Origin of the sequence: Herbiconiux ginsengi, assembly GCF_900107435.1 — a bacterium.
In the GTDB taxonomy this organism is placed as follows: domain Bacteria; phylum Actinomycetota; class Actinomycetes; order Actinomycetales; family Microbacteriaceae; genus Herbiconiux; species Herbiconiux ginsengi.
The window spans coordinates 417,239-443,670 of sequence record NZ_FNPZ01000001.1 but is presented as its reverse complement, the minus strand read 5'-3'; the positions used below and the strand labels follow the sequence as shown (position 1 = coordinate 443,670).

Here is a 26,432-nt window from a genome sequence, read left to right as displayed (position 1 = left end):
ATGACCAGAAGCGATGTTGTGATTGTCGGCGCCGGCGCCGCAGGACTGAGCGCCGGACTCGTATTGGCGCGCGCGCAGGCTTCGGTGACGGTGATCGATGCGGGCAGCCCCCGGAACGCGCCCGCCGCGGAGATGCACGGGTTCCTCTCCCGTGACGGTATCCCGCCACGCGAGTTTCTCGAGTTGGGGCGCGAAGAGGTGCTCAGCTATGGCGGATCAATCGTTTCCGACACCGTGCTCGATGTGGCCGTCACGGCCAGCGGGACCTTCACGGTGACTCTGCACAGCAGCGACGCTGTCAGCGGGAGAGCGATCCTCGTGGCGACCGGCCTCACCGACCAGTTGCCGCGCATCGCCGGCCTCGAAGAAAAGTGGGGGACCCTCATCCACCACTGTCCTTACTGCCACGGATACGAAGTGCGCAACAAGAGCATCGTGGTGGTCGGCAGCCCCGCGAAGGAGATGTCGATCAGGCAGGCTGGCCTGCTGCGCCGCTACAGTGACCGAGTTTCGTTCATCACCCATGGAATGGATCTCACCCCCGAGGAGCGTCACGGTCTGGAGGCGTTCGGGGTCCGCGTGGTCGTCGGCAGGGTAGCGCACTTTGCGGGCGAGCCCGGATTCCTCGACGGGGTGGTCATCGACGGTGGCGCCACGATCGAGTGCGAGGCGGCTTTCATCGCGCCGCAACCGCGACCGAACGACCGAATCCTGGATGACCTCGGGTGCCGACGAGACGACTCCACAGGAATGGTGGTGGTGGATGCCTTCGGCAAGACCAGCATCAGTGGGGTCTGGGCCGCGGGCAACGTCGTCACCCCGACCGCGCAAGTCATCACCGCTGCAGGAGCGGGAAGCGCCAGTGCTATCGCCATCAGCGGATGGCTTCTGCAACAAGACCTCGACGTCGCAACCGCGGCGCGACCGCAAGAAGGAGCCCCACCATGTCATCGACCCCCAACTCGCCCGCAACCGCCCCGCCCTCCATTCACGCTCGAGCGATAATCACGTGGATCGCGATCTTCCCCCTGGTCACCCTAGGCTTCTTCGCGCTCGCTCCGTTTGCTTCGGATTGGAACCCGGTTCTGCGTGCATTCGTGTTGTCCGTGGTTGTCGTGCCTGTCGCGGTGTACCTCGTCGTTCCGCAGTTGATGCGGATCTACGGCAAGATCCGCACCGCACGCCAGTGAATGCCCTCCTCTCCCGAGGCCGGGCGGTCGATCGGCGTCTCCCTGGGAGCCTCGTGCTACCGCGAGACGCGCGCTTCACCCGCCTTGCCGTGTCAGCGCCCGACTTGTTCGCCAGTGCCACGGTCCCTCCTCGAAGACGTGGGCGCGACTCGCGGCCGCGCCGGGCATCCGCAGCTCAGCAAGGCCCAGGAGGAGGCCGAGACGGCGAGGGCGCGGCAGATCGACGGGTGCTGACAGGCGGTGCAGGCTGGGCCACGTGGAATACCGCCTGCTGGGCCGTACCGGCGTCGAGGCGCCGCGACGGCGTGGTGCTCGCCACCAAGTTCTTCATGCCGATGGGGAAGGGCCCGAACCGGCGCGCGTCCTGAGTGGTCGGAGGATGCGCTCAGACGAGACGGCGGAGCAGCAGGATCGCGTCGTCGAGCACCGCGTGCTGGCCGTCCGGGCCGGTGGCCTCGCGCGACCGGTTCTCGGCGATCACCGTCTCCCAGGCGCCCACAGGCAGTGCGAGTTGCTCGCGTACCTGCTCGGGGGTGGGGAGGTCGCCGTCGTCGTGCCCGTGCGCGTGACTCGCACCGCTTTCGGGGTCGGTGCCGTCGCTGTGCGCGTGGCGGACCCCGTTGCCGCCCTCACGGTCATGCCCCTGCCCCTGCCCATGGGCGTCGGCCGCGTCGACGGCTGCGTGCCGCGACCACGGCGGGAAGCTCGCGTGACCCACCACCAGCAGGTGCCCGCCCGGTGCAACCGCCGAGGCCGCCTGCCGCAGCACCGCCTCGCGCGGGAACGCCACCGGCGAGTGCAGGAAACAGGCCGACACGAGCTCGTACTCGGCCGCCGGCATCCACTCCGCCAGATCGGCCTGCTGCCAGGTGATCCGATCGGACACGCCCCGATCGGATGCGTGCACTCTCGCCCGCGAGATCGCCGTCGCCGAGATCTCGACCCCGGTCACCTGCCACTCCTGCTCGGCCAGCCAGATCGAGTCGGCGCCCTCCCCGCTGCCCAGGTCGAGGGCGCGGCCGGGCGCCGTCCCGATCGACTCGATCACGTCGACCAGGGCCCGGTTCGGGCGCCCGCTCCAGATCTGCTCGCGCTCGCGGTAGCGGCCCTCCCAGAAGGCCGTCGCATCCGTCTCGGTGTTCTCGCTCATGCCTCCAGCTTGGCGCTCGCCGCCGCTCCGCCGAAATCCCGTGCCGAAACGGCAACGCTGCTCAGGCCGGGAGCGGCGCGATCCGTTGGATGATCGACGTCAGCCGCGCGTGCAGCTCCATCAACTCGTCGATGTCGACGCCGAGCGCTGCCACCACCTGCGGGGGCACGTCCTCCGCCTTCGCGCGAAGTGCCCGGCCCTCGGAAGTGAGCCGCACCGCGAGCTGCCGCTCGTCGTCGGCCGACCGCTCCCGCGTCACGAGCCCGGCCGCTTCCAACCGCTTCACGAGCGGCGACAGGGTCGCGGGCTCGAGTCGCAGCAGCTCGGCCAGAGCGGAGAGGGAGCGGGGCTCGCTCTCCCAGAGGGCCAGCATCACGAGGTATTGCGGATGCGTGAGCCCCATCGGCTCCAGGATCGGCTTGTAGGCGCCGATCACCGAGCGCGACGCCACCGCCAGCGCGAAGCACAACTGACGATCCAGCGCGAGCAGGTCGGTTTCGGTCTCGAGCAATCCCTTCGGCATATTTAGATAGTACACTAATGGTTATGGCACGAAAGAAAAGTGAGCGGAAGGTCAATCCCCTCAACCCGTGGGAGGGCAAACGCGGGCTGTTCAACAACATCAACCGCATCGTCTACAGCTACGCCGGTCCCGCGCAGGTGGGCATCGGCCGGGCCGAAGCGCCGTACGTTCCGCCGGCCGACCCGCGCTGCCCGCTCTGCGGCCGGCCCATGGCGCAGCACGAGATCGACCGCTCGGGCGAGCGCACCCAGCTGCACTGCCCCGCCGCGTAGAACCCGACGCATAATGGGGAGATGAGCGCCGACCTCGACGAACTGCGCCGCCTGCGCCGGGCCCGTGACCTGATGGATCGCGAATACGCCCGCCCGCTCGACGTGCCCGCGCTCGCCCGTGCGGCCCTGATGTCGACCGCGCACTTCAGCCGCAAGTTCCGCGAGGCCTATGGAGAGACGCCCTATTCGCACCTGATGACCCGTCGGATCGAACGCGCGAAGGCTCTTCTCCGCCGAGGCGACATCAGCGTGAGCGACGCCTGTTTCGCCGTGGGCTGCACCAGCCTCGGATCGTTCAGCTCCCGCTTCACGGAGCTCGTCGGCGAGACGCCGAGCGCCTACCGCGCCCGCGATCACGGCGAGACCATCGCCATCCCCAGTTGCGCCTCGATGGTGCTCGGTCGTGCGCGCCGCACGCCGCCCTCCGAAGCGAACCGCGCATCCGTGCCGGCCGCCGTATCCCCTGCGACCGGATCGAACGAGACGGGATCGAACGAGACCGAATCGAACGAGACCGAATCGAGCAGGATCGAAGAAGCGTCCGTCGTGACCGCGCGCTAGCGTCGGTGCCATGACAATCTCACTCAGCCACGTACACGTTCTCGTCGACGACCCGGATGCGGCCCTCGCCTTCTATCGCGACACCCTCGGCCTCGAGGTGCGCAACGAGATCGAGAACGACGGATTCCGCTGGATCACGCTCTCGACCGCCGATCAGCCCGAGATCGAGATCGTTCTCTCGCAGCCCCACGCCGGCGTCTCCAAAGAGGACGGCGACGCTCGCGCCGCGCTGCTCGCGAAAGGGGAGCTGCCCGGTGTGCTCTTCCGCACCGACGACCTCGACGGCACCTTCGAGAAGGTGCGCGCGGTCGGCAACGCCGAGATCCTGCAGGAGCCGACCGATCAGTTCTGGGGCGTGCGCGACGCCGCCTTCCGCGACCCCGCCGGCAACATGGTGCGCATCAGTCAGGCCTGACGTCCCCCGCCGGTGCGGCCGGCAACGCCGAAATCGCACAGACCCCTGTCGTCCCCTCATCCGTTCGGATGAATGCGCGTCACAGACCTGCCGCTTGCGCCACCCGAGCGCCTAGCGTGAGGGCATGTCACGACTTCCGAACCTCGTTCGCCTGGCCGTCGAACCCGCGATCGCCGCGGTGTATCTGGTGCTCTGGATCGTCGCCGAGGTCGGGCGGCAGCATCCGTTCGGCTTCTGGGTGACGCTGGCGCTCCTCACGGTGGCGATCGGCGTCTCGCGCTGGCTGCCGGCGGTGGCGCTCGGCATCGTGGTGGGTGTTCCGATGCTGCAACTCGTCGGGGTGCTCAGTCCGCCCGAGTCGACCACGTGGCCCATGTACGAGGCGGCCGTCATCGTGGCGTTCGTGGTGGGGCTGACGGCGTCCACCCGCATCCGGTGGGCGGCGATCGGGGCGATCGTGGTGCAAGCCGTGCTGGTCGGCGTGGTGATGGTCTACCGCGGTGACTGGCTGAGCTGGATCGGGGGGAGCGGCACCAACGTCGGCGGCATGGCATCTCCGCTCTCCGATTTCTCGGATTCCGTGCTGCCGTTGGTTTCGGCCGGTGCCGTGCTCGGGCTCGTGGCCTGGACGGCCGGCTTCGCCCTGCAGGTGAATGCCCGCCGCCACGCCGACCAGGAGCTCATCGCCCAGGCGGAGGCCGACCTCGCCGTCGCCGACGTCGAACTGCGCAGCGTGAAGGAACGCAGCGAGATCGCGCAGGAGGTGCACGACGTGCTCGCGCACTCGCTCGCCGTGGTGATCGCGGTGGCCGATGGATCGCGGTTCCTGCGTGCCGCTCGGCCGGAGACCGAGGGGGAGCAGACGGATGCCGCCCTCCGCGAGATCGCCGACACCGCGCGCTCGGCGCTCACCGACCTGCGTGGCCTGCTGGAGGCGCTGCACGACGACAGCAGCCGGCCGCAGCCTGCGCTCGGCGACCTCTCCGCCCTTGTGGCGCGGGTGACGGCAGCCGGGATGCGCATCTCGGTCGATCACTTCGGCGATCCTTGGCCGCTCACTCCGGCGCAGGAATTGAGCGTCTACCGCATCGTGCAGGAGAGTCTGACGAACGCGCTGAAGCATGGTGGCCCGCATCCGGTGGCCGCGGTCTCGTTCGCCTGGCAGGGGGAGGGACTCGCCCTGACCGTGGTGAGCGACGGTGCGGATGCGTCGGGCGGCGAGACGGCGGCACCCGGCGTGGAATCGGCAGCACCTCGCACCTTCGGCCTTCAGGGCATGAAGGATCGCGCCCGCCTGGCCGGTGGCTGGCTGACCGCGGAGCGCGACGCCGACGGCGCGTTCATCGTGACGGCATTCGTCCCCGCCAGGTGGAGCGCCGCAGACGCGCAGAGCGCCACGGAGGAGGCGGCGTGAGCGCGCCGATCCGGGTGGTCATCGCCGACGACCAGGAGCTCTTCGTCTACGGCATGCGCATGCTCATCGAGTCGCAAGACGACCTCGAACTCGTGGGCACCTCGACCGACGGCGAACAGGCGGTGCGCGTCGTGGCCGAGACCCGCCCCGACGTGGTGCTCATGGACATCCGGATGCCCGTGCTGAACGGCATCGACGCGACCCGGCTGATCACGCGGGAGGAGGGGCTGGCGCCGCGGGTCGTCGTGCTGACGACCTTCCAGCAGGAGGAGGCCGTGTTCCAGTCGATGAAGCACGGCGCGAGCGCGTTCGTGACGAAGGATGCGACGCCCGAGCTGCTGCTCGAGACGATCCGATCGGTGCACGCGGGCGATGCGCCCCCGCCGGCGCTCGCCGAGCTCGTGAAGAGGCACGTCGCGCCCGCGGAGGCCGCTGCGCCGGAGGATGCGGTGGCCGCGCTGACACCGCGCGAGCGCGAGATCTTCCTGCTCGCCGCGAAGGGCCTGCGCAACAGCGAGATCGCGGCGGCTGCGTTCGTGAGCGAGGCGACGGTGAAGACGCACATCCGGAGCATCCTCGCGAAGCTCGGGCTCGAGACGCGCGCGCAGATCGTCGTGCACGCCTATGAAAACCGGCTGCTGTCGTTCTGAGTGCTCCGGTCTGGTCGGAAGGTTGAGGGATCACCGCGGTGATCTGCCGGTTGCGGAGGTGAGTCCGGATGGCCCGGGATGAGTAGGGCTTGTCGCCGAGGACAGCGTCAGGCCGTTTCCGCGGGCGGCCGACCGGCCGGGTGACGCGGAGGTACTCGAGCCGGGGCAGCAGCATCGGTGAGTCCCCGGCCTGGCCCGGGGTGACGGCGATCACGAGAGGCTACCCGTGGCCGTCGACGAGGTGACGGTGCTTGGTCGAGAGACCGCCCCGGGAGCGGCCTGTCCCGTGATCAGGCGGCTCGACGCCCGGATTCATGTAGTTCGACAAGGCCCCCCGTGACCCGGGTGACGCTGGTCGAGTGCTGATGCGCGCGGGCGATCGTCGAGTCCACCGACACCGCCCAATCGACCTGGCCGGCGGCGTCTACGCGGGCCGTCAACACGGCCGACGCCAGTCCCAGGTTCCATCGGCCGACATCCACCGGTGCCATTTCCAGTCCTCGATCATCGTGTGGGCATCCGCGAACGGCCGCCCCTTCCGTCCCCTCGGGCCCGGCAAGAACCCACCGATCAGATCTCACTGAGCATCCGAGAGCAACTCAGACCGCGACATTCACCAAGCATCCCGGACAACCACCCGAGATTTAGGAGACGCGCTGTAGCGCAATCCGCGAGCATCGCTCCCTTGAGATGACGAGCGAGGCCGGTGGCGAACTCCACAACCTCCTGATCGTGTGTGATCTCCCCCAATGCGTCGGAGTGAATCTTGCCATGCTCGGACGTGATGATCTCCGCCAGCCCACCCTGGCGTGCATTCCCCAACTCGCGGAATCAGAACGGAATCGCCTGACGCCTCGTCAGAGACAAGTTACGCCACGCCGGGTAGGCCATCTTCGCCGAGACGATGGTTGCGCTGATCTCCTCGGCCTTTGCCAGGGCCACCTCCTTCGTCACGACTCCCAGCGCAGGATCGAACACCGGAGAAGTGCGACCGGACGCGGAAAGAGATTCGCTCTCATTGATCCAGTGCGATTCGGCGCACATCTTCTGCGGAGACCTCGAGAGGATTCGAATAGGCGTTATCCGCACCTGATCGACGACGGCGTCGATGTCGAAATCACGCATGCCGAGTTGTGCTCGAGCCGCGGGTGCGGCTGACTGGTGGAACGCAAGCACATGCGGCAGCACCACCATGTGCGTCTCGGCGAGCGGCTGCTACAGTGACCCGCCGAACACGTGGCAGGGCTTGTGATGCAGCGATGGCATCGATGCCCGAGCGCGGCACCGCGGAGCCACGCTTCGGTACATGCTTCGAGCGAGCCGGGGTCGGCAGCTACACGCGGCAGCACGACGGCACGCGAGCGCACGGCTTCCGCCGCCATGAGCGAGATGATCGGTGACTGGTCGGGTTCATCGAGCCGTTCCACCGCATGCGCGATGCCAACTGAAACCGCTCGTCACCGAGAGTCTGAGGGAAGCGATTTCGTGCGTGCCGGCCCGTCGCTCGAGCAACCCGCCGCACTTCAGTGGCCAGTATGAAGCTCAGCTTGTCGGAGTGGATCGACGCCCATGATCGTCGTTCCTATGAGTGGCCCGGGACACTCAATCTCGTACAGGCTTAGGACGATCGCGAACGCGATCGTCGCAGCCGGCGATCAGGTATGAGACCCTCCGGGAACCAGGTGTGATCGAGGCGGCGGTGCGGGAACTCGTGTACCACCTCGTCGATCTCCGAGCAGATCCCCGCGGGAATTGAGACCACGATATGAGTGGCGCCCCTCCCACCCTGTTTCCAGAAGTGTCATAATCCACATAAATACACGGATAGGTAGTAAAAACGCACATTCCGTAGGTGTCCTGGTCCGTACAGACTCGTTTCAGCGCGAGGAGGCGGAAGTCAATGAAGATACGTGGAGCGGTGTTGACCACATCGTCCAGCACAGCACCATATGGGGATTCGATGCCGATCGCGGTGGAAGAGCTCGAGCTCGACCCTCCGGGTCCGTTTGAAGTGCTCGTGCAGATCGAGGCGGCGGGCATCTGCCATTCCGATCTTTCAGTTGTCAACGGCAGTCGCCCGCGGCCACTTCCCATGCTGCTCGGACATGAGGCGGCTGGGCGGGTACTCGCATCCGGAGACGATGAAGGAAGCGAGCTGGTCGGACGCCGTGTCGTCATGGCGTTCCTTCCGAGGTGCGGTGAGTGTAGTGCCTGCGCGACCGAGGGGCGGCTGCCATGCGAGCGTGGCTCCGTCGCGAACGGTGAAGGCAGGCTTCTTTCAGGCGCGCGCAGGATCTCGCTCGCAGGCCGTGAGGTCGCTCACCACCTCGGAGTGTCCGGTTTCGCTACGCACGCGGTAGTCGATCGCCGCTCGCTCGTCCCTGTCGGTGACGACGTACCCCCCGATATCGCCGCGTTGCTGGGCTGCGCGGTGCTGACGGGGGGCGGGGCCGTGCTGAACGTCGCCCGACCACTCGCCGGACAGACGATTGCCGTCGTGGGCCTCGGCGGCGTAGGCATGGCCGCGTTACTAGTGGCACGCTGTATTCCGGACGTACGAGTGATCGGCGTCGATCCGGTCCAAGAGAAGCGTCTCAAAGCGTCAGAGCTCGGAGCGGACGAAGTCTTCGATCCGACCGAAGCTGTCGGTACGGTGAAGGCCGACACCGTGATCGAGGCAGCGGGGTCCGCTGCCGCATTCGAGACGGCTGTGTCGATCACCGGGATCGGAGGGCGCACGATCTCGGTGGGCCTGCCTGCGAGCGACGCCCGGGCCGGGATCTCTCCGCTCGCGCTGGTTTCGGAGGCGAGAGAGATCGTCGGCAGCTACCTCGGGTCCGCTGTGCCCTCACGGGACATCCCGCGCTTTGAGCAACTGTGGCGGGACGGGCGGCTGCCGCTGCAGCAGCTGATCTCGGCCCGCATCGGCCTCGACGACGTCAACCACGCAATGGACGAGCTCGCTAGTGGGCACGCCATCCGACAGCTGATTGAGTTGCCGCGATGAGTGTGCGTGAGCTCACCCGGATCCGGGTCCGCACGGCGGACGATGCGGTGTTGCACCTGGAGGGGTCGCGGACCGGTCGCGATGTGCTGCTACTCCATGGTCTCGGCTATGCGTCGTGGGCTGCCAAACACGTGCGACTCGCGCTCGACGAGGAACTCGCACTTTGGTCTCTGGATAACCGTGGCACCGGCCGCTCCACGCGCGGCCGGGGAGATTTGTCGATCGATCTGCTCGCCGACGATGCCGCTTTGGCGATCGAAGCGCTTGGACGTCCCGCCATCGTGGTGGGCTACTCCATGGGTGGGTACATCGCACAACTGCTCGCCCTTTCACGACCGGACCTCGTCGGGCAACTCATCCTGGTCGGAACGAGCCCCGGTGGCGCGGGGGCGGTGCCCGTCCCCGACCGCACTCGCAGATTCTGGCTGGACGCCGTGGACCAGACACCCGAGCAATACGCCCGCCGCACGATGCCACTGTCGTTCAGAGACGGCTGGCCGCAATCGCACCCTGACGAGTACGAGAACGTCATTCAGGCTCGTCTGACCTACCCGACGCCGAGCGAAATCTGGCGTGAGCAGTACCAGGCGTGCGAACGATTCCTGCAAACCGGAGCTCGGACGGCGCAGATCGCCATCCCGACACTGATCCTCCACGGCGGTGCCGACCGGGTGCTCCCGCCTGCGAACGGCCGCGCGATCGCCAGCATGCTTCCGACTGCTCGGTACCGAGAGCTTCCGGGTGCCGGGCACCTACTTCACCTCGAAGAGCCGGACACCGTCGCAGGAGAGATCCTCCGCTTCGTCTCGCCTCCCTTCCACGACCACGGCAACACAAAGGAGTAGCCATGCACAACCTCGAAGTAGAACCCGGTGTCAACATCGCCTACGAAGATCGCGGGTCGGGCAAGCCGATCGTGTTCGTCCATGGCTGGGCCGGCAGCGGAGACGTCTGGGACTATCAGGTTCTCGACCTCGCGCCGTCCTACCGTTGCATCACCGTCGACCTGCGCGGGCACGGCGTTTCAGACAAACCCTGGGGCGACTACAACTACGACCTCTTCGTCCGCGACCTCGACGCACTCATCGTCGGACTTGACCTCACGGACGTCACGCTCGTCGGTTGGTCGATGGGTGGCCATGTTGCCCTGAAGTACGCGCACGAGCATCCGCAGCGTGTCGAACGGCTCGTGATCACCGGAAGCGGCCCACGCTTCTGGCAGGCACCCGATGCCCCTTATGGGACGCCGCCGGACCAGGTTCAAGGGCTCATCGACGCCGTCCGGTTGGCGCGGACGGAGACCATTGCCGGGCTGTACGCCAACAACTTCCACCGAACGGATCTGAAAGCAACCGAGGACCTCTTCGTCCAGATCGGCTTGAAAGTGCCGGCATTCGTCGGTGTTACCAGCTTCCAATCCCTCATCGACGTGGACATGCGACCGCACCTACCTGCCATCGACATACCAGTCGCGATCTTCTCCGGCCGCCACGACCTGATCTGGGACCCGCGATGGTCCGAGGAAGCACACAGACTTCTCCCGAGCGCCTCATTGACCTACTTCGAGAACAGCGGTCATGTCGCCTTCATCGAAAACCGGGCGGAATGGAACGCGGCGCTCGTCGACGTCATCGAAGGGCGTTCACCTGCCCCGTCCCTCGGAGTCTCGCAGTACACCGCAGCCTGACGCTGCGACGACAGACAGGGCCGAACACCATCGGCGAGGGCCGACGGCCACGGACTATGTACGCGATCTCTCCGAGATCCTCCCAACCATAAGGAGGTGGTCGCCATGACCGCCAACAATTCGCCTTCCAGATCGCTCAGGAACACTACTTCTGCGCTAGGAGCCAGGTCGTCTCCTGCCGGCAACGGCCTGCGCCGGGTCGTCACGGCCTCGATGGCCGGCACCGTCGTCGAGTGGTACGAGTTCTTCCTCTACGCCGCCGCGGCGACTCTCGTCTTCAACAAGATCATGTTCCCGCCATCGGACGACCCGTATGCGCCGATCATCGCCGCGTTAGTGACGTACGCCGTCGGCTTCATCGCCCGGCCGCTCGGCGGGATCGTGTTCGGCTACTTCGGTGACAAGTACGGACGCAAGAAGCTCCTGCAGCTCGCCATCATCCTCGTGGGAGTGGCGACGTTCCTGATGGGATGCCTGCCCACGTTCGACTTGGTCGGCTACTGGGCACCTGCGCTCCTGGTAGCGCTCCGCTTCGCGCAGGGTTTCGCGGTCGGCGGTGAGTGGGGCGGTGCGATCCTCCTCGTCGCCGAGCACTCGCCCGACAAGACGCGCGGGTTCTGGGCCTCGTGGCCGCAGGCCGCCGTCCCGATTGGCAACCTGGTGGCGACCGTCGTCCTCCTCGTCCTCAGTCGCACGCTGACCGAGGCGCAGTTCCTCGCCTGGGGCTGGCGCATCGGGTTCTGGCTCTCCGTCGTCATCGTCGCCATCGGCTACTATGTCCGCACCCGTGTGGCGGATGCGCCGATCTTCCTCGAGATGCAGAAGGAGGTCGAGCAGTCGAAGGCGGTGCGCTTCGGCGTGCTCGAGGTGATCAGGCGTTACCCGCGCGGGGTGCTGACCGCCATGGGCCTGCGATTCGCCGAGAACATCATGTACTACCTCGTCGTGACGTTCTCGATCACCTACCTGGCGGTGGCGCTGGAGGTCGACACCTCCGAGATTCTCGGGTTGCTCGTCATCGCCCATATCGTCCACATGATCGTCATCCCGCTCATCGGCGGCCTGACCGACCGGCTCGGCCGCAAGCCGGTGTACATCATTGGAACGATCGGTGCGGCGGCCTGGGGCTTCGTGGCCTTCCCCATGTTCGATACCCGAAACCCGGTGATCATCGTCGCGGCGATCAGCCTCGGCCTGTTCATCCACGCCTTCATGTACGCCCCGCAGCCCGCGATCATGTCGGAGATGTTCCCGACGCGCATGCGGTATTCGGGCGTCTCGCTCGGGTACCAGGTGACGTCGATCGTCGCCGGCTCGCTCGCACCGATCATCGCGACCGCGCTCCTGGCGAGCACCGGCTCGTACGTGCCCGTCGCTGTCTACCTGGCGATCGCGGCGGCGATCACGCTCGTCGCGGCGGTGTCCTTGCGCGAGACGAAAGGTTCGTCACTGCACGAACTCGACCGCCTCGACGAGGAAAAGCTGGCGTCCGAGCGAGTGGCCGCCGGCGCCTGACCGATTTGGCCCGAAGGAATGCCCCGCCCCCGCGGCGGGGCATTCCTCGACCGCCCGGGTGATCGCGCTGGCGAGGCCCCGCGCACGAAATCCCAGGTTTCGGTGATGCCGAAACAGTCCCGTCGACGGCGCCAGGATCAGATGACCCGGCGTCAGCCCCATGGTAAGAACTCCGTGGCCACTTGCCGGGTCCCGAGGTCGTGCAGTCTCACGTCGAGGACGCGGATGCCGCTGCGTGCTATTCAATACCGGGCTGCTCGGATTCAAGAGGGTCGATTTCATGCCAGACGAGTCAGCGATGCGAACTTCCGTCTGCGGAACCGCGCTACACCATCGTTCTACCCGACGACCCCAGCATCCCGGCACTACTCCGCGATGCGGACTTACATGCGTGCAGCCAGTCGCGCTCCATCCCTGATGCGCTGGTTGAGGCTGGCCGGCGCCGGGTCGTATTCGCATGGGGGCCTGATATGGCTGAGGGCCAAGGTTCATCGCTGCGGACGAACAGAGACCTGTCCAATGAACCCCGGCCCTCATACACGGCAACCGCTGCGACCGCTTCGGCAGCGGAGCAAATCGTGATCTAGCTACAGCTGGTGACCACCGTCCATGAGCCGGACGACTGCAGCCGAAGAGTGGTGACGGTGGAGTCTCCTTGACCCATGTATGCGTACGAGCCCTTCGCGTAATACGTCTTGTACGGGGCTACGCCGTAGCTCAGAGCCCGGCCAGCCGCCTGGTGCGTTGCATTTGCCGCGGCGATGCAAGACGTGTCGGTTGGCGTTGGCGTTGGCGTTGGCGTGGGCGTGGGGCCGGGCGTCGATGACCCAGCCACGCGACGGTTGTTGTCAAAGAAGAACTTCGTCACGTAGGCGGGATAGTCGATGCTGTTGCCAGAGATATAGGAGCCGTTCGTACCCGTGCCAGCCGGCCAATTGTGGCCGAGACCCGTGTTCTGAATCACTGATACTCGTGGTCCCGCGCCATCGCTGTAGAGCGTGCCAGTGCCATTCGTATTCGTGCCGGCGAAGCCGCTGAGCGAGAACGTCGATGACGTCTCAGCGCCATAGATGCCGGCCATGATCTGGGCGTTCAGTGTGTTGTAGCCGGGCGCAACCGTGGCATCGTTGCTTCCATAAACCACTGAGGTCAGCTGCGTCTGGAACGCAGCCGAGTTTCCACCGGCGAAACCTCTACATACGTCCGTTCCGGTGGCCTTGCTGGTGCTGACCCAAGAATATTGGCTCGAGGTGGTGCCGACTGTGGGGCCGGCGTTGATTCCGATGCCGGCGAAAACCTGGGGGAACAGACAACCGACGACCATCGTCTCCCCGCCTCCGGAAGACAGCCCGCTGATGTACGTCTGGTCGGGGTCGATCGCGAGTCCTCCGCGGGCCTGCATCGTCTGAGTGAGCGTGAGCAGGTTGTCATCGTGACGTGATGGGCTGGTCGAGCTGTGGGTGGAGTCGTAGTAGTCCCAGCATCCGGAGTACACGCCTCCGTTGGGCGCGTCGGGCACCGCCACGATCATTCCGTATTCGTCTGCCGCGTCGGTCCAGTTTCCGTCCTGCTGCAGGTCCTGCGCCTTCTGGACACAGCCGTGGAGTGAGATCATCAGGGCGCGCCCGCTTGCGAGGGCAGGCGGCGTAGCCGGTGTGTAGATGCGGACCGACATGCCTGCGATCGTCTCGGTCGTCCATTCTCCGGATGCGGCGCGTGCCGGAGGCCCGATCCACGCCCCGACGAGCATGGCCGCAAGGGCAAGGGCGGTTGCCGTCGCAACGAGTGCGGTGCGGCTAGTCGAACGGTGCAATGCACCTTTGTTCGTAATACTCATTGAAGTTCTCCTTCGACGACGTTGTCTAGAGCGAGAAGCATGTAGTTGTTTGCAGCGCCTCTCCCGTGTGGATGGCTCGCTGGCGCGGTACCCGCCCGCCAGTGCACTTCGCAGACGCGCCCGAGATTCCGCGACCATCTAGGCGGCGAGTAACAACTCTCGTGCACGTCGCTTTCAACACTCCCTTCGCTCGTGAATCGGGTCGTGAGTATGGAACGGATGCCCGACCCTGCACACCGGCTCGGCTGGCCGAATCCCGTCATCGCGTGTGAGACACGTTGGCGGTCGAAAGGGTCGGTGAATCGAGGTGAGGTATGGCCGTGGGCAGCCTCCGAACCTGGCTGTCCACTGCCATACCGGTGGGCCCGTCTAAGAGCTGGGGATCCCATCGCCGGTGAGCGCCCCCGGCTGCGGCTCGACTGCGACGACCTTGTCCCCCTCGAGCGCGTAGGTTTCGCCGACGTAGTCTTGCACGCCCTGGTCGACAACGGTTATCCCCGCGCCGAGGTAGGCGGCATGGCTGTCCTCGCCGAACGCAAGCGGGAGAATGCCGTTGCCTTCGAGTTCTCCCGAGGTGACCGCTTGCATGAGGGACGCTCGTGTGGGGTTCTCGCCCGCTGCAGCCAGCGCCTCGGCGAAGAGGTACGCCACGCTCATGCCGTACACCGTGTTGCCGTCGAAGGGCGCACCGGCGTTGTAGTCCTCGTTCACCTGCGCGAACAGCGCCACCCATTCGGTGTCACCCATCGGCAGGTAGTTGCTGCCGACCATGCCCTGGAGCAGGCTTGGGCCGGCGTCGTCTCCGAAGAATTGCAGGAGCGTCGAGTAATCGGCGCCGACCGAAGACGTGAACCACATCGGGGACCACCCCAGCTTGGCCGCTGTGCCGATCGCGAGGGCTGTGAAACCGGGAAGGGTCGCCAAGATATTGATCTGGCACCCGGCCGCTTGCATCGCGCCGATCTGCGCGGTGACGTCCTGATTTGAAACGGCGTAGCGTTGCACATCTGTGAGTCCGTCTGCGCCGACGGCGATCTCCGCGCCTTCGATGATCTCATCACCGAAGCCGTCGTCTTGGCCCAGCACACACACCGTGGAACCGGGATGTTCGTCAGAGGCGTACTGCGCGAGGGCAGCCCCTTCGACGACGTAGTCGGCGTTGAACCCGAAGGTGTACGGATACTTCTCGGGTTCGTTCCAAGTCGTTGACCCGGAGGCGACGAACAGGTCCGGTACCTCGTTCTCGTTGAGATAGTCGATAACAGCCGTGTGGGTCGGTGTGCCGAGGCCGTTGAGGATCGCGAATACTCCGTCCTCCTGCACGAGCTCTCGAACGACGGACTGCGTGGTGGCGGGGTTGTATCCGTCGTCCTTGACGATGTACTCGATCGTGCGGCCGTTGATGCCGCCCTTGTCGTTGAGGTAGTCGAAGTAGGCCTTAGCGGCCGCCGAGATCGATGAGTATCCGGCCGCGGCCGGGCCGGTCAGTGGTGTGTGCGTGCCAATCGTGACGGTTGTCTCAGTGACCCCCGGGGGCGACGCTTGCTCGTCCGCGGGCGAGGAGGGCGTGCTGCACCCCGCGAGTATGACGGCGAGCGCCGAAACTGTCGCTACGGTGGCCGCGCATCGTCGCGCGTGATGGTGCTGTGACATAGTTACCTCTCTATTTGATCGGCCGGAACGGATTTGTGATCCGGCGCGTTTATGGGGGCGACGAGATCATCGGGGCGAGCTCCCCGCGGGACAGGACTTCCATGCCTGGTCGGAGCTGCGGAGCCGGTGTCTGGCACCGCGGGATCGCGTGGCGTGGTTGTCGCATCCGCAATCGTCCCCGTCGGCTTGGGGGCGGTGCGCGTTCGGCGGCGTGCCCCGGCGAGCCGTGCCGGCCAGGCGATGGCCACCATGATGAGAAGCGCGCCGAAGACGAGAATGGCCACGTTGCCTGCTAGGCGCTGTTCGAGTCCAGCCGGTAGTTCCAGGGTCCCGGCGGCGGTCTCGATCAGCCAGGGGAGTAGCACGATCAGCGCCGAGCCAATGGCGGCGCCGCCGATGCTGCCGAGACCTCCCACGACGACCGCCACGACGAGCAGCAGCGAGAATGCGAGGGTGTACGCCCCCGGGCTAACGGACTGCGTGACGAAGCACAGCACAGCGCCGCCGGCACCTGCAGCGACGGCGCTCCAGGTGAACGCCGCAACCTTGACACGACCCGCTCGCACGCCGTTCAGGCCGGCGGCGACCTCGTCGTCACGTACCGCGCGCATGTGCAGCCCCAGTCGACCACGAGCCAGGATGGCCAACGCCGTCACGACGACGCCCGCGACCAGGATCGACACCCACGCCTGCCACTGCTCGACGGCGATAGCCGTACGAAGCAGCGTCGGAACGCCGTCGTACGCGGTCTGCAGACCCTCATCTCCGCCGAGTACGCCGCTGAAGACGGCGGTTACTGCCGGCAGCGCGATCACGACTGCGAGTGTCAGACCTGCGAGGTATGGCCCTTGGAGCCGGGCGGCAGCCAAGCCGAGAAGAAGGCCAAGACCCCCGGCGGTCACGACGCCGGCCATCATGCCGATGACAAATCTCAGGGCACCGTCAATGCCCGCCTCGGTCAGGACAGTATTGGCGAGGGCGTAGCCGTAGCCACCGACCGCCATGAGCGCCGCGTGCCCTAATGACAGTTGGCCGCTGAGTCCGACCAATAGTGTGAGGCCGGCTGTCGCGCAGAAGATGGCGGCGATCGTGGCCAGTTGATAATTGCGATACGGATCGAGCAGAAATGTCCCGCCAATCGCGATGGTGGTCAAAATCGCGCCGGCCACGACGATGCGTGTGGTTCTTGCCATGGAGGGGATGAGCCGGTTCATGCGCTGCGTACCTCGCGCATCGAAAAGATCCCGCTGGGACGCATGAGGAGCACGGCGACCAGCAGCACGAGTACGCCGATCGGGGCCACGGTCGCGCCGAGATATCCGGTGACGAGTGTCATGGTCACGCCGACGATCACTCCGCCTACGAGGGCGCCGACAGTGGAATCAAGCCCACCGACGACTGCGACCGTGAAGGCGTACAGGAAGAGGACGTCCGTCGAGTGGGGGTTCAGCCCCAGCTCCGTCGGTACGAGCAGAATTGCAGCGAATGCCGCGACTGCGACCGACAACATCCATCCGATCGTCACCATGCGAGTTACTCGGACACCGAGGATGCGGGACACCTCGGGCGCGAACGCCGACGCTCGCAGTTGCAGGCCGAGCGACGTCCGGGTGAACAACAGGCTGAGTCCTGCCATGACTGCAAGCGCGACCACGAGCACGAACAAGTCGTACGGCGAAAGAAGGGGCACGCCCCATACCACGATGGGGCTGTCATCAAACGGTATGGACATGGGTCGGTGCTGCTGACCGAAGAAGATCCCCAGCAACGACTGAAGCACCATCACCAGCCCGATCGCCACAATGACGCCGGACAGCGGGTTGTCGTGCGGAGCGAAGCGCATGACACCGCGCTCGACGGCGAGGCCCATGGCAGCGCCGGTGATGATTCCTGCCGCGAGCCCGATCCAGTACGACCCTGTAAGTCCGGCGACGGCGAAGGCGGCGTAGGTGGCGACCAGCGCCATCGCTCCCTGCGCGAAATTGACGATCCGCGCGGCACGCCAGATCAAGACGAGCGACAGGGCAAAGAGGGCGAAGATCGCGCCACGCGCGAATCCCGTGGCGAGGAGGAAGATAAGTCGGTCCATCAGAATCCTAGGTATGCGTGACGAAGATGAGTGTCGTTTGCGAGGGTGGCGGCCGACGCGTCAGCAACCACACGGCCCAGGTTGAGCACGACCCCGCGGTCGGCGATCGACAAGGCGCTCGTCACGTTCTGCTCGGCCAATAGCACGGTGAGCCCTCTACTGGCAGCGGTCTCACGCAGCGTGCCCATGACCTGCGCCACGATGAGGGGGGCCAGTCCGAGCGATGGTTCGTCGAGGGCGAGCACGGTGGGCTCCGTAATCAGTGCGCGGCCCAGTGCGAGCATTTGTCGCTCGCCGCCGGAGAGTTGGTGACCGGCCGACGAACGACGTCGTGCGAGCGAGCCGAAGATTTCGTAGATGCCGTTGACTGCGCGCTCACGCGCGGCGCCACGGTGACGCCAGAGTGCGGCGAGCCGCAGGTTCTCGTCCACCGTCAGTTCGCCGACCACACTGCGTCCGTCGGGAACGAGCGCGACGCCGCGCCGAGCCAGGTCCTCTGTGCGCACCTGCCCAAGGTCCGCGCCGTCGAGCGCAATCGTGCCAGACGCGACGCGCACCAGCCTTGCGACAGCACGGAGCAGGGTCGTCTTGCCTGCTCCGTTGGCACCCAGGAGCGCCACGATCTCCCCCGGGCGCAGATCGAACGACACGGAATGAAGGACCGGCTCGCCGCCGTACCCGACAGTGAGGTCACGGATGTCGAGTGCTCCGCCGCGGAAGCCTACGGACACTACGCCGCTCATGCGGCCTTCACCCCGAGATACGCCTCTTCGACGCGCGGGTCGTCGCGCACCTGGTCGGGAGTGCCCCGTGCGATCACCTGTCCGAAGTCCAGTACAACGATCCGGTCGGCGATACTCATGACGAAGTCGACGTGGTGCTCTACGAGAAGCACGGCACACCCGGCCTGGGCGGATTCTCGGATCACCGCACCGAGTGCGGCGATGTCTTCGGAGCCGAGACCCCCGGCAGGCTCGTCCAACAGCAGCAGGCGCGGCTGAACGACGAGTGCACGGGCAAGTGCAACGCGCTTTCGCTCCGGGTACGGTAGCGCCCCGACCGGTGCGTGGGCAACGTGTGCCACGCCGAGCCGGCTGAGCTCTCGGTCGACCAGAGCTTCGCGGTCGGCCCGCGAAGCCAACGGCACCAGCAAGTTTTCCCGCACCGTCAGTCCTGAGAAGAGGCCGAGGCCCTGAAGCGTACGCGATACGCCGTGACCAACGAGCCCTGAGGGTCGAGTCGGAGCTGGCTCGCCATCGATCGAGACTGAGCCGCGCCTGCGGACGAGGGCGCAGACAGCGTTGAAGACAGTGGTCTTTCCGGCACCGTTCGGTCCGATCAGTGCCACGATCTCGCCGGGCTCCACATCGAACGAGACGCCCGCAACGGCAGTCAGCCCTCCAAAGGCGACGGTCAGGTCCCTGACTTCAAGCCGTGGGGACGACGGGGTCGAGTTGTCATCCGTCATTAGTGGCTACCTCCTTGTAGCTGCACGATCCAAGGGATCGCGTGGCCGGCTGTTCTTCGTGTGATACCGAGCTGACCTGCAGGACAGCAGCGGATGGTGCAAGTGTGCGAGGGGGAAGATCTCGTGCACGTGCTGCGAGCATCAGCTACGCGACCACGTCTATCTCGACGTGCCGTCGAGCGGCCTCATTTGCTCGGGCTGCGCGACGGGATAAATACCTCTGCACATATCCCCTTTGATGCTCGCTTCGTTGCGTTGCCTTGAGTGTGACCCGCGTTACGACGCAACGGGATGTGCGAAATGGCCATTATCTTCGACAAAGGGTGTGTGTTCATTACACATTCGCGCGAGAATAGCGACATGACACCGGTTGAATCGACCATTACGGCAACACTCACCGACATCGCTCGAGACATCTCGACACTTCGCGATCCCGAGCTGCTTTTGTCCTCGATCGTGCGGCGAGCCCGGTTGTTGCTGAACACAGACATCGCCTATATCAGCCTCAATGACTCCGAACGCACCGAGACCTTCATCCGGACGACGGACGGGGTGCGCACCGAGGCCTACGCCGCAATCAGAATGCCCTTGGGCACAGGCGTCCTCGGCCTGGCGGCCGGAGGAGTGATCGCGGAGACGCCCGACTATCTCCCCGACGAGGGAAAGACGCATTTGCCGGACATCGACGTCGTCGTCGTCGAAGAAGGGGTCCGTGCGATCCTCGGTGCGCCGCTTCGCATCGCTGGCAAGGTGGTCGGCGCACTCATGACGGCGAACCGAACGCCCGGCGCGTTCACACCGACACAGCGCGAACACCTGGAGCGGATCGCCAGCCTCGCTGCAGCGGCGGTTGAACTCATCGGCGCGAAAGAGAACGAGAGGACGGCCGAGCTGGTAGCCAAGAAGGCGATCGAGGACCTCAGCAGTGCCTTGGCAACCGAACGGGTGCGCAGCGAACTCGAGGTCCGACTCGCCGATGAGCTTGCCGAGCATAGCGGCCTGGACGAACTCCTCGCCGTTGCCGGCGCGCTAACAGGAACGCAGCTCCGCGTAGTGGATTCCATGGGTGCTGAGCTTGCCCGCTCATCCCTCAAAGATGACGACGAGGCCACCATGGGGACAGTTCGAGGGGATTGTGAGCATGAAGAACGAGCCGCGCTCATCGGCGATGCTGGACCCGGCTTCATCATCGTTACTCGCGACGCACCGCCTGAGGCATCGGATGTGGTTGCCGCGTCGGTTGCGCGTTACGCGAGTATCGCGCTGCTGTACGACAGGACAATCGATGACGTGCGCCACTTCCACGAGAACGAACTCGTGAGTGCGCTCGTCTCCCCGCTCGATCCGGAGCGACCGACGCTCTCCTCGACGATGGTGCAGCGGGCACTCGGCGCGGATCGCGAAACCAGCATCGCCGTTCTGGTGCCCTCAGAACCGGACGACTCAAGCCGACGTCGGCTTCTCACGCGCGTCCGCCAACTCACCAGAAGCGGACAGACCATCGTGGCGGGATACCTTGGCCGCGTCGTGATCGTGGCGAGGAGCCCAGAAGAGGTCCTCAGAACCAGGGCGACACCGCTCGTCCAGGACTTACCGTGCTTCGGTGGCATTGCCAGCGCGCCGGAACTGGCTAAGGCGCCGGGCGCCTACGCTGAGGCGGCCGCAATCGCCTCGGCCATGCGCGCGATGGGTGCGCCGGGCGCCATAGCGGGCGCGGCGGAGGCGGGAGTCGCAGGACTTCTCCTGAGAGACGGGGATCCGGCGACGGCCCACCGTTTCATGACTGCGCATCTCGGCCCGCTTCTTGGCCAACCACGAGGAGAGGTTTTACTCGGAACTGCGCTTGCGTATCTCGACGCACATGGATCGATCAACGACACGGCTGAGGTTCTCCGTATTCACCCGAACACGATGCGACAGCGGATCGAACGGATCGACACCGAACTCACCCCGACCTGGCGGCGTGGACCCCATCGACTTGACACTCATGTGGCGCTGCGTCTCTGGCGGCTCAAGAGCGCGGCTACCACCCGGACGGACCGTTGACGCGAATTCCAATCAGCCGACTACCCTTTTGTTTCTCGTGGCGGACCGCAGCGACGGTACGACCAGGCCGCCGCCAGGCAGTGCTCCCGCTGCACCGCCGAAGGCCTCAGCAAACGCGACATCGTCCGCTGCCACAAAAGATACGTCATCCGCGAGGTTTTCCACCTCGTCCACCCAGCCGACAACGCGGTCCTCAAAGTGAATTGGCAACTCCCCAGAAGAACATCGACGACGTCGAGTGGGTCCCCATGGGGTGGGTCGACTGGTTCAACAGCAGCCGCCTGCACGCCGATCTCGGAGATGCACCGCCTGATGAGTTCGAGGCCGACTACTACGCAGACCTCAACACCCCATCCCGACCGGTGATGGCACCCGGTTAGAAGCGGCAGATAACCGAAGACGGTTCGGTGTAGAAGACCTAGCTAGTAGCCGGCGGGCTTCGTGGCGGCGCCGTCGAGCCAGAGGTGGTCGTTGGGGTCGGAGTGGGCGGTCTCGGTGCCGACATGCTTCGACGAGATCCGGTCGCCCTTCGTGATGACGTGCACGAGCGCCATGCCGTAGCCGCGACCCAGTTCGTAGTCGTCGGACAGCCACTGCAGGATCGGGCCGGCCTTCGTCTCGGGACCGAACCCGCGCTCCTGCGCCAGATCGATGAACTGGCGCGGCGTGAGCCCCGTCTTCTTCTCGATGTTGTCGAGATAGGCCTGGAAGGACATCGGTTCTCCTTGCTGAGCGAGCGGATGCGTCCAGAACATTCTGCTGCCATCGGGGTCTCGATAGACAATTCACAAATTTGTGAAATGAGCGTAACGTGGCGCTCATGAACGCAGTGATCGAGGTCAGGGCCCTCGAGAAGCGGTACGGCCGCGTGCTTGCCCTGAACGGTCTGGATCTCGACGTCGCCGATGGCGAGGTGCACGGCTTCCTCGGCCCGAACGGCGCCGGCAAGTCCACCACGATCCGCATCCTGCTCGGTCTCGCCCGCGCCACGAGCGGGCGGGCGACGGTCTTCGGCCGCGACCCCTGGACCGACGCTAAAGACCTCCATCGCCGCATCGGCTACGTGCCGGGCGACGTGAACCTCTGGCCCAACATCTCGGGCGGCGAGGCGATCGACTTGATCAGCCGCCTCCGCGGCGGCGCTGCCGACAAGGCCGCGTACGCCGCGCGCAAGAGGCGCCTGGTCGAGGCCTTCCAGTTCGACCCCACGAAGAAGGGCCGCGCCTATTCGAAGGGCAACCGCCAGAAGGTCGCGCTCATCGCCGCGTTCGTGACGCGCGCCGACCTCCTCATCCTCGACGAACCGACCAGCGGACTCGATCCGCTCATGGAATCGGTGTTCGAGCAGGAGATCCGTCGCGCGGCCGGCGAGGGCACCACCGTGCTGCTCTCGAGCCACATCCTCTCCGAGGTGGAGCAGCTCTGCGACCGCGTCACCATCATCCGCGCCGGCGCCACCGCCGAGACCGGCACCCTCGCCGAGCTCCGGCACCTCACCCGCACCGAGGTGGCCTTCGTGAGCGGGGGACTGACGAATGCGCAACTCACTTCGATCCCGGATGCGCACGATCTGCTCGTCGACGCCGGTCGCGCCCGCTTCTCCGTCGACAGCGACCGGCTCGCGCCCGTGCTGAGCGCCCTCGGCGCGCTGGACGTGCAGGGGCTGACGATCGCCCCGCCCTCGCTCGAAGAGCTCTTCCTGCGGCACTACGGCGAACAGCTCGACGGCGCGGGTGCCGGTGCCGCCCCCACCGGTGACGCCAGCGCCCCCGCGGTCTCCCCGCGTCATGCGGAAGGGGCGAACCGTCGATGAGCGAGCTCGCGGCACTGCTGCGGCAGCGCATCCGTCGCGACCGCCTGCAGCTGTTCTTCTGGATCGGCGGCACCGCCTTGCTCGCCCTCTTCGCTGCCACGGCGGTCGCCACCACCTACGGAAACGCCGCCGAACGCGACCAGATCCTCGCACTCGCCATCCAGAGCCCGGCCATCCTCATCCTCCGCGGACTGCCGCAGGGCGGCGGACTCGACGCCTTCGTCTTCTTCGAGATCTTCACCTACCTCGCGCTGCTGGCCGCGATGATGAGCACCTTCCTCGCCGTGCGGCACACCCGCGCCGAGGAGGAATCGGGCCGAGCCGAACTCATCGGTTCCACCCCGGCGGGCCGCACCCTGCCCACGGTGGCGACCCTCGTGCACGGCGTGAGTGCGAACATCCTGATCGGTCTCGGGGTGTTCGCCGGCCTCGCTCTCGGCGGGATGGCGGTCGACGGCTCGCTGATCGCCGGGGTGGCCACGACGGCGACGGGCATCGTGTTCCTGGCCATCGGCATGCTCGCCGCCCAGTTCATGCGCACCTCCCGCGGGGCGAACGGCCTCGCGGTCGCATTGGTCGGCCTCGCCTTCCTGCTGCGCGGCGTGGGTGACGCGCTCGGCACCCGGACCGGGCCGCTCTCCCTGGCGAGCGCCTGGCCCAGCTGGCTCTCGCCGATCGGCTGGGCCCAGCACACCGCCGCCTACACCGAGAACACGCTCGCGCCGCTGCTGCTCAGCGCGACGCTGGCGGTGCTGTGCTTCGTGGCCGTGTTCGTGCTGCAGGGAGTGCGTGATAGCGGAGCCAGCCTGATCCCCGAGCGGCGCGGCCGGGCATCCGCCGGTGCGACGCTGTCGAGCTCGTTCGGGCTGGCATGGCGCCTGCAGTGGGGCACGATCCTCGGCTGGTCGGTGGGGGGTGCGGCGTTCGGGCTGCTGGCCGGAACCCTCTCGTCGTTGGTGCAGCAGGCGGCGGCGAGCGATCCGTCGATCCAGCAGTCGCTGCAGAGCATCGTGGGGAGTGCCGGGTCAATGACCCAGACGCTGGTGGCGGCGATGTTCAGCTTCGTGGGCGTGCTGGCGGCGGCGTGCGCGACGCAGGCGGTGATCCGGATGCGTCAGGAGGAAGCGCTCGGCACCGCCGAGCTGGTGCTCTCGTCGCCGGTCTCGCGGGTGCGCTGGCTGGTCGATTACCTCGTTCTCGGACTGGTGGCGATCGCGATCGTTCTCGCCGCCTCGGCGGGAGTGGCGGCACTGAGCCTCGCGGCATCGGGCGACGGCTCGGTGGGTGCCGGTGACGTGTTCGCCACGGCGGCGGCGCAGCTGCCCGCTGCCCTGATCTACCTGGGCGTGCTGTCGCTGCTGTTCGTGCTGGTGCCGAAGGCGATGATCGCGGCGGGGTGGGCCTTCGTGGCTGTGGGCGTCGTGGTGGGCAACTTCGGCGGATTGATCGGGATGCCCCAATGGCTGCGTGACGTGTCGCCGTTCACCCACACTCCCGTGATCACCGGGTCGACGACCGATTGGAGCGGGGCGGTGTGGATGGCGGCGATCGCGCTGGTGGCGGTCGGCGCATCCGTGGTGCTGATGCGGCGGCGTGAGGTGAGCACCGCGTGAGGGCGCGCGATGGAGCACGGGCGGCTCGGCGTGGCTCGGGCCTGCACGCTCGGCGAGAGCGCGGCATGAGAGGCTGAGAGGATGGCGCGAGACGAGCAGGCGTTGCGGATGGCGGTCGAGAAGTCGGCGGCGACGCTCACGGCGGCCGGGTTCCCGAAGATGCCCGCGCGACTGCTGATGACGCTGCTGGTGGCCCAGCCCGGCGGACTCACCGCCGCCGAACTCGCCCAGAGCCTGGGCGTGAGCGCCGCCGCCGTCTCGGGCGGAGTGCGCTACCTGCAGACCCTCGGGGCCGTGCACCGCATCGCCCAGCACGGCAGCCGTCGCGACCGCTACGAGCTCGTCGAAGACACCTGGTTCACCGCGTCGCTGAAGAACAGCCCGCTGTACGGCACGCTGGCGGGGCTCGCCGAGGCGGTGCACGACGCGCTCGGCGACCCGGGATCGGAGGCCGCCGTGCGCGTGCAGGACATGGTGGACTTCTACCGCTTCCTCGAGGTGCGGATGCCGCAGCTGCTCGAGGAATGGGAGGGACAGCGCGCCGCGGGCGGCACGCGGCGGGCCGCGTCAGAAGCGGAGCTGGGCCGCTGACGTGAGTTCACGCCACAGGGGATGCCCGGGCGGGGTGCCGGATGCGGCGGGAACCGGTTCGTAGACGTCGGCGGCCACGAGGGGGCCGAGATCGAGGGCGGTGAGGGCGGCGACATCCGCGATCGGGAGCTGGAAGGTGCGGTACGGGCCGAGCGGTGGCGGCGCATCCGCCGCTCGCGCGCGGGCGAGCGCGGTCTCGAGATCGACGTCGTCGAGCTGCGGCGACTGGTCGAGCAGGTAGGCGCTCGCGGCGAGCGCGGTGGGGCCGGCCGGCGCGGGCGGTGTGGCCCAGCACGCGATCTTCCAGAAGCGGAGCGGGATGCGCACTCCGCGGTATCCGGGGTCGGTGTCGCCGAAGACGGGTCCGGTGAAGACGCTCAACCGCTGCCGGTGGGCCTCGGCGTAGCCGAGCAGGTAGTCTTCGAGGCCGTTCCAGAGCTCTTTCGACTGATTGAACTGCGCGGCCTGCGGGGCGGCGTTGGTGTACGAGAAGGTGTCGACGTTCGCCGCGCTCGCCACCGCCGCCTCGCCCCAGACGGGGTCGCGGCGGCGCACCAGGTGTCCACGGTCGAGATCGTTGCGGGCATAGACCTCGGGGCCGGTCTGCTCGTCGGCGGGCACTCGCTCGTCGAGATGCCAGTCGTCGCCGCGGCCGAGGTCGAGCAGTGTGGAGCCGTCGATGTTCACGGCGGTCGCCGCGGCGAGCCGTCGATCGGTGTCGAGCAGCACGGTGAAATGCGTGTAGGGGAGCTCGTGGATGCGCCGCGCGGGGTCGGGCGACGGCAGCGGGCAGGGAGCGGCGAGGAATCCGGGGTCGAAGCCGAGCGTGGTCATTCCTCCAGTCGAGCACGGCGGCCCGGATGCGCAACCCGCGCCCCGGTGACGCCCCGCTGAACATTCGCCGCCGTGTCGGCCGCGCTTGCCCCACGGAGGGTGAG

General features: G+C 66.7%; 25 protein-coding genes and 2 pseudogenes. 15 read left to right on the top strand and 12 right to left on the bottom strand.

The features are described from left to right. Positions 1–1,005, top strand: coding sequence for an NAD(P)/FAD-dependent oxidoreductase (locus BLW00_RS02115; RefSeq protein WP_092551831.1), 1,005 nt, complete (start codon positions 1–3; stop codon positions 1,003–1,005). A 570-nt stretch (positions 1,006–1,575) separates the two neighbouring features. On the opposite strand, the gene BLW00_RS02105 is transcribed toward BLW00_RS02115, so the two are convergent. Together BLW00_RS02105 and BLW00_RS02100 are read right to left on the bottom strand one after the other, a co-directional pair. Further along, a complete protein-coding gene (locus tag BLW00_RS02105) occupies positions 1,576–2,340 on the bottom strand; it encodes a class I SAM-dependent methyltransferase (protein WP_092548478.1) in 765 nt (254 codons plus the stop codon). Positions 2,341–2,401: 61 nt separating this feature from the next. Further along, positions 2,402–2,863 (bottom strand): MarR family winged helix-turn-helix transcriptional regulator, encoded by a 462-nt coding sequence (locus tag BLW00_RS02100; RefSeq protein WP_092548475.1) that lies wholly within the window; start codon positions 2,861–2,863, stop codon positions 2,402–2,404. A gap of 23 nt (positions 2,864–2,886) precedes the next feature. On the opposite strand from BLW00_RS02100, the gene BLW00_RS02095 reads away from it, so the two are divergent. The 5 genes and pseudogenes from BLW00_RS02095 (at position 2,887) to BLW00_RS02075 (ending at position 6,175) form a co-directional block, all read left to right on the top strand. Next, the gene (locus tag BLW00_RS02095; protein WP_175494096.1) at positions 2,887–3,135 is read left to right on the top strand and encodes a hypothetical protein; all 249 of its coding nucleotides are present in this window, start codon (positions 2,887–2,889) and stop codon (positions 3,133–3,135) included. A gap of 21 nt (positions 3,136–3,156) precedes the next feature. Continuing rightward, positions 3,157–3,519, top strand: a pseudogene (locus BLW00_RS02090) (helix-turn-helix transcriptional regulator); the annotation flags it as partial. Between the two features lie 187 nt (positions 3,520–3,706). Further along, complete coding sequence (locus BLW00_RS02085; RefSeq protein WP_092548469.1) at positions 3,707–4,111, top strand: VOC family protein; 405 nt, start codon at positions 3,707–3,709, stop codon at positions 4,109–4,111. A 124-nt stretch (positions 4,112–4,235) separates the two neighbouring features. Then, positions 4,236–5,525 carry a sensor histidine kinase gene (locus tag BLW00_RS02080; RefSeq protein WP_092548466.1) on the top strand — a complete coding sequence of 430 codons (1,290 nt, stop codon included), beginning with the start codon at positions 4,236–4,238 and terminating at the stop codon, positions 5,523–5,525. Then, positions 5,522–6,175 carry a response regulator transcription factor gene (locus tag BLW00_RS02075; protein WP_092548463.1) on the top strand — a complete coding sequence of 218 codons (654 nt, stop codon included), beginning with the start codon at positions 5,522–5,524 and terminating at the stop codon, positions 6,173–6,175. Before BLW00_RS02080 ends, BLW00_RS02075 begins: the two co-directional genes overlap by 4 nt. Here the strand turns inward: BLW00_RS02075 and BLW00_RS23915 are convergent. Together BLW00_RS23915 and BLW00_RS23910 are read right to left on the bottom strand one after the other, a co-directional pair. Continuing rightward, positions 6,117–6,749 (bottom strand): annotated as a pseudogene (locus BLW00_RS23915) (transposase); the annotation flags it as partial. The gene BLW00_RS02075 and the pseudogene BLW00_RS23915 sit on opposite strands and share 59 nt — an antisense overlap. Positions 6,750–7,006: 257 nt before the next feature. Next, positions 7,007–7,369, bottom strand: a complete 363-nt coding sequence (locus tag BLW00_RS23910) for an aldehyde dehydrogenase family protein (RefSeq protein ID WP_245741206.1) — start codon at positions 7,367–7,369, stop codon at positions 7,007–7,009. A gap of 706 nt (positions 7,370–8,075) precedes the next feature. On the opposite strand from BLW00_RS23910, the gene BLW00_RS02060 reads away from it, so the two are divergent. The 4 genes from BLW00_RS02060 (at position 8,076) to BLW00_RS02045 (ending at position 12,384) form a co-directional block, all read left to right on the top strand. After that, the gene (locus BLW00_RS02060; RefSeq protein WP_092548457.1) at positions 8,076–9,182 is read left to right on the top strand and encodes an alcohol dehydrogenase catalytic domain-containing protein; all 1,107 of its coding nucleotides are present in this window, start codon (positions 8,076–8,078) and stop codon (positions 9,180–9,182) included. Beyond that, positions 9,179–10,027, top strand: a complete 849-nt coding sequence (locus BLW00_RS02055) for an alpha/beta fold hydrolase (protein ID WP_092548454.1) — start codon at positions 9,179–9,181, stop codon at positions 10,025–10,027. Before BLW00_RS02060 ends, BLW00_RS02055 begins: the two co-directional genes overlap by 4 nt. A gap of 2 nt (positions 10,028–10,029) precedes the next feature. Continuing rightward, entirely contained in the window at positions 10,030–10,869 is an 840-nt protein-coding gene (locus tag BLW00_RS02050; RefSeq protein WP_092548451.1) for an alpha/beta fold hydrolase, read from the top strand. Between the two features lie 213 nt (positions 10,870–11,082). Then, positions 11,083–12,384, top strand: a complete 1,302-nt coding sequence (locus BLW00_RS02045) for an MFS transporter (protein WP_245741204.1) — start codon at positions 11,083–11,085, stop codon at positions 12,382–12,384. A gap of 583 nt (positions 12,385–12,967) precedes the next feature. Here BLW00_RS02045 and BLW00_RS02040 read toward each other — a convergent pair. From BLW00_RS02040 to BLW00_RS02015, 6 genes are all read right to left on the bottom strand, one after another. Beyond that, positions 12,968–14,221 (bottom strand): extracellular catalytic domain type 1 short-chain-length polyhydroxyalkanoate depolymerase, encoded by a 1,254-nt coding sequence (locus tag BLW00_RS02040; protein WP_092548445.1) that lies wholly within the window; start codon positions 14,219–14,221, stop codon positions 12,968–12,970. 369 nt (positions 14,222–14,590) lie between these two features. After that, positions 14,591–15,874, bottom strand: a complete 1,284-nt coding sequence (locus BLW00_RS02035; protein WP_092548442.1) for an ABC transporter substrate-binding protein — start codon at positions 15,872–15,874, stop codon at positions 14,591–14,593. 2 nt (positions 15,875–15,876) lie between these two features. After that, positions 15,877–17,088 (bottom strand): branched-chain amino acid ABC transporter permease, encoded by a 1,212-nt coding sequence (locus tag BLW00_RS02030; protein WP_092548438.1) that lies wholly within the window; start codon positions 17,086–17,088, stop codon positions 15,877–15,879. Next, positions 17,085–17,963, bottom strand: coding sequence for a branched-chain amino acid ABC transporter permease (locus BLW00_RS02025; protein ID WP_092548435.1), 879 nt, complete (start codon positions 17,961–17,963; stop codon positions 17,085–17,087). The genes BLW00_RS02030 and BLW00_RS02025 overlap by 4 nt, the downstream gene beginning before the upstream one ends. Next, entirely contained in the window at positions 17,963–18,706 is a 744-nt protein-coding gene (locus BLW00_RS02020) for an ABC transporter ATP-binding protein (protein WP_092548432.1), read from the bottom strand. The genes BLW00_RS02025 and BLW00_RS02020 overlap by 1 nt, the downstream gene beginning before the upstream one ends. Continuing rightward, entirely contained in the window at positions 18,703–19,431 is a 729-nt protein-coding gene (locus tag BLW00_RS02015) for an ABC transporter ATP-binding protein (protein ID WP_092548429.1), read from the bottom strand. Before BLW00_RS02015 ends, BLW00_RS02020 begins: the two co-directional genes overlap by 4 nt. 300 nt (positions 19,432–19,731) lie before the next feature. Here BLW00_RS02015 and BLW00_RS02010 point away from each other — a divergent pair, with 300 nt between their 5' ends. Both BLW00_RS02010 and BLW00_RS23265 read left to right on the top strand, forming a co-directional pair. Continuing rightward, entirely contained in the window at positions 19,732–21,477 is a 1,746-nt protein-coding gene (locus BLW00_RS02010) for a helix-turn-helix domain-containing protein (RefSeq protein WP_175494095.1), read from the top strand. A 203-nt stretch (positions 21,478–21,680) separates the two neighbouring features. Continuing rightward, complete coding sequence (locus BLW00_RS23265; protein WP_175494094.1) at positions 21,681–21,857, top strand: hypothetical protein; 177 nt, start codon at positions 21,681–21,683, stop codon at positions 21,855–21,857. A 42-nt stretch (positions 21,858–21,899) separates the two neighbouring features. Here BLW00_RS23265 and BLW00_RS02005 read toward each other — a convergent pair whose 3' ends face one another. Next, a complete protein-coding gene (locus BLW00_RS02005) occupies positions 21,900–22,193 on the bottom strand; it encodes a DUF4287 domain-containing protein (protein ID WP_092551825.1) in 294 nt (97 codons plus the stop codon). Between the two features lie 104 nt (positions 22,194–22,297). On the opposite strand from BLW00_RS02005, the gene BLW00_RS02000 reads away from it, so the two are divergent. The 3 genes from BLW00_RS02000 to BLW00_RS01990 all read left to right on the top strand — a co-directional run bounded on the left by BLW00_RS02000 (position 22,298) and on the right by BLW00_RS01990 (position 25,494). Next, complete coding sequence (locus BLW00_RS02000; protein WP_175494093.1) at positions 22,298–23,290, top strand: ABC transporter ATP-binding protein; 993 nt, start codon at positions 22,298–22,300, stop codon at positions 23,288–23,290. Next, positions 23,287–24,903 (top strand): ABC transporter permease, encoded by a 1,617-nt coding sequence (locus tag BLW00_RS01995; protein ID WP_092548423.1) that lies wholly within the window; start codon positions 23,287–23,289, stop codon positions 24,901–24,903. The genes BLW00_RS02000 and BLW00_RS01995 overlap by 4 nt, the downstream gene beginning before the upstream one ends. A gap of 81 nt (positions 24,904–24,984) precedes the next feature. Then, complete coding sequence (locus BLW00_RS01990) at positions 24,985–25,494, top strand: GbsR/MarR family transcriptional regulator (protein WP_092548420.1); 510 nt, start codon at positions 24,985–24,987, stop codon at positions 25,492–25,494. Here BLW00_RS01990 and BLW00_RS01985 read toward each other — a convergent pair. Beyond that, entirely contained in the window at positions 25,471–26,328 is an 858-nt protein-coding gene (locus tag BLW00_RS01985) for a DNA/RNA non-specific endonuclease (protein WP_092548417.1), read from the bottom strand. The two genes, BLW00_RS01990 and BLW00_RS01985, sit on opposite strands and share 24 nt — an antisense overlap. Positions 26,329–26,432 lie beyond the last annotated feature (104 nt).

What these genes read in the sequence shown, in the direction of transcription:
- BLW00_RS02115 (WP_092551831.1), top strand. Translation starts at nt 1, where the DNA reads ATGACCAGAAGCGATGTTGTGATTGTCGGCGCCGGCGCCGCAGGACTG.
- BLW00_RS02105 (WP_092548478.1), bottom strand. Translation starts at nt 2,340, where the DNA reads ATGAGCGAGAACACCGAGACGGATGCGACGGCCTTCTGGGAGGGCCGC.
- BLW00_RS02100 (WP_092548475.1), bottom strand. Translation starts at nt 2,863, where the DNA reads ATGCCGAAGGGATTGCTCGAGACCGAAACCGACCTGCTCGCGCTGGAT.
- BLW00_RS02095 (WP_175494096.1), top strand. Translation starts at nt 2,887, where the DNA reads ATGGCACGAAAGAAAAGTGAGCGGAAGGTCAATCCCCTCAACCCGTGG.
- BLW00_RS02085 (WP_092548469.1), top strand. Translation starts at nt 3,707, where the DNA reads ATGACAATCTCACTCAGCCACGTACACGTTCTCGTCGACGACCCGGAT.
- BLW00_RS02080 (WP_092548466.1), top strand. Translation starts at nt 4,236, where the DNA reads ATGTCACGACTTCCGAACCTCGTTCGCCTGGCCGTCGAACCCGCGATC.
- BLW00_RS23910 (WP_245741206.1), bottom strand. Translation starts at nt 7,369, where the DNA reads ATGGTGGTGCTGCCGCATGTGCTTGCGTTCCACCAGTCAGCCGCACCC.
- BLW00_RS02060 (WP_092548457.1), top strand. Translation starts at nt 8,076, where the DNA reads ATGAAGATACGTGGAGCGGTGTTGACCACATCGTCCAGCACAGCACCA.
- BLW00_RS02055 (WP_092548454.1), top strand. Translation starts at nt 9,179, where the DNA reads ATGAGTGTGCGTGAGCTCACCCGGATCCGGGTCCGCACGGCGGACGAT.
- BLW00_RS02050 (WP_092548451.1), top strand. Translation starts at nt 10,030, where the DNA reads ATGCACAACCTCGAAGTAGAACCCGGTGTCAACATCGCCTACGAAGAT.
- BLW00_RS02045 (WP_245741204.1), top strand. Translation starts at nt 11,083, where the DNA reads ATGGCCGGCACCGTCGTCGAGTGGTACGAGTTCTTCCTCTACGCCGCC.
- BLW00_RS02040 (WP_092548445.1), bottom strand. Translation starts at nt 14,221, where the DNA reads ATGAGTATTACGAACAAAGGTGCATTGCACCGTTCGACTAGCCGCACC.
- BLW00_RS02035 (WP_092548442.1), bottom strand. Translation starts at nt 15,874, where the DNA reads ATGTCACAGCACCATCACGCGCGACGATGCGCGGCCACCGTAGCGACA.
- BLW00_RS02030 (WP_092548438.1), bottom strand. Translation starts at nt 17,088, where the DNA reads ATGAACCGGCTCATCCCCTCCATGGCAAGAACCACACGCATCGTCGTG.
- BLW00_RS02025 (WP_092548435.1), bottom strand. Translation starts at nt 17,963, where the DNA reads ATGGACCGACTTATCTTCCTCCTCGCCACGGGATTCGCGCGTGGCGCG.
- BLW00_RS02020 (WP_092548432.1), bottom strand. Translation starts at nt 18,706, where the DNA reads ATGAGCGGCGTAGTGTCCGTAGGCTTCCGCGGCGGAGCACTCGACATC.
- BLW00_RS02015 (WP_092548429.1), bottom strand. Translation starts at nt 19,431, where the DNA reads ATGACGGATGACAACTCGACCCCGTCGTCCCCACGGCTTGAAGTCAGG.
- BLW00_RS02010 (WP_175494095.1), top strand. Translation starts at nt 19,732, where the DNA reads ATGGCCATTATCTTCGACAAAGGGTGTGTGTTCATTACACATTCGCGC.
- BLW00_RS02005 (WP_092551825.1), bottom strand. Translation starts at nt 22,193, where the DNA reads ATGTCCTTCCAGGCCTATCTCGACAACATCGAGAAGAAGACGGGGCTC.
- BLW00_RS02000 (WP_175494093.1), top strand. Translation starts at nt 22,298, where the DNA reads ATGAACGCAGTGATCGAGGTCAGGGCCCTCGAGAAGCGGTACGGCCGC.
- BLW00_RS01995 (WP_092548423.1), top strand. Translation starts at nt 23,287, where the DNA reads ATGAGCGAGCTCGCGGCACTGCTGCGGCAGCGCATCCGTCGCGACCGC.
- BLW00_RS01990 (WP_092548420.1), top strand. Translation starts at nt 24,985, where the DNA reads ATGGCGCGAGACGAGCAGGCGTTGCGGATGGCGGTCGAGAAGTCGGCG.
- BLW00_RS01985 (WP_092548417.1), bottom strand. Translation starts at nt 26,328, where the DNA reads ATGACCACGCTCGGCTTCGACCCCGGATTCCTCGCCGCTCCCTGCCCG.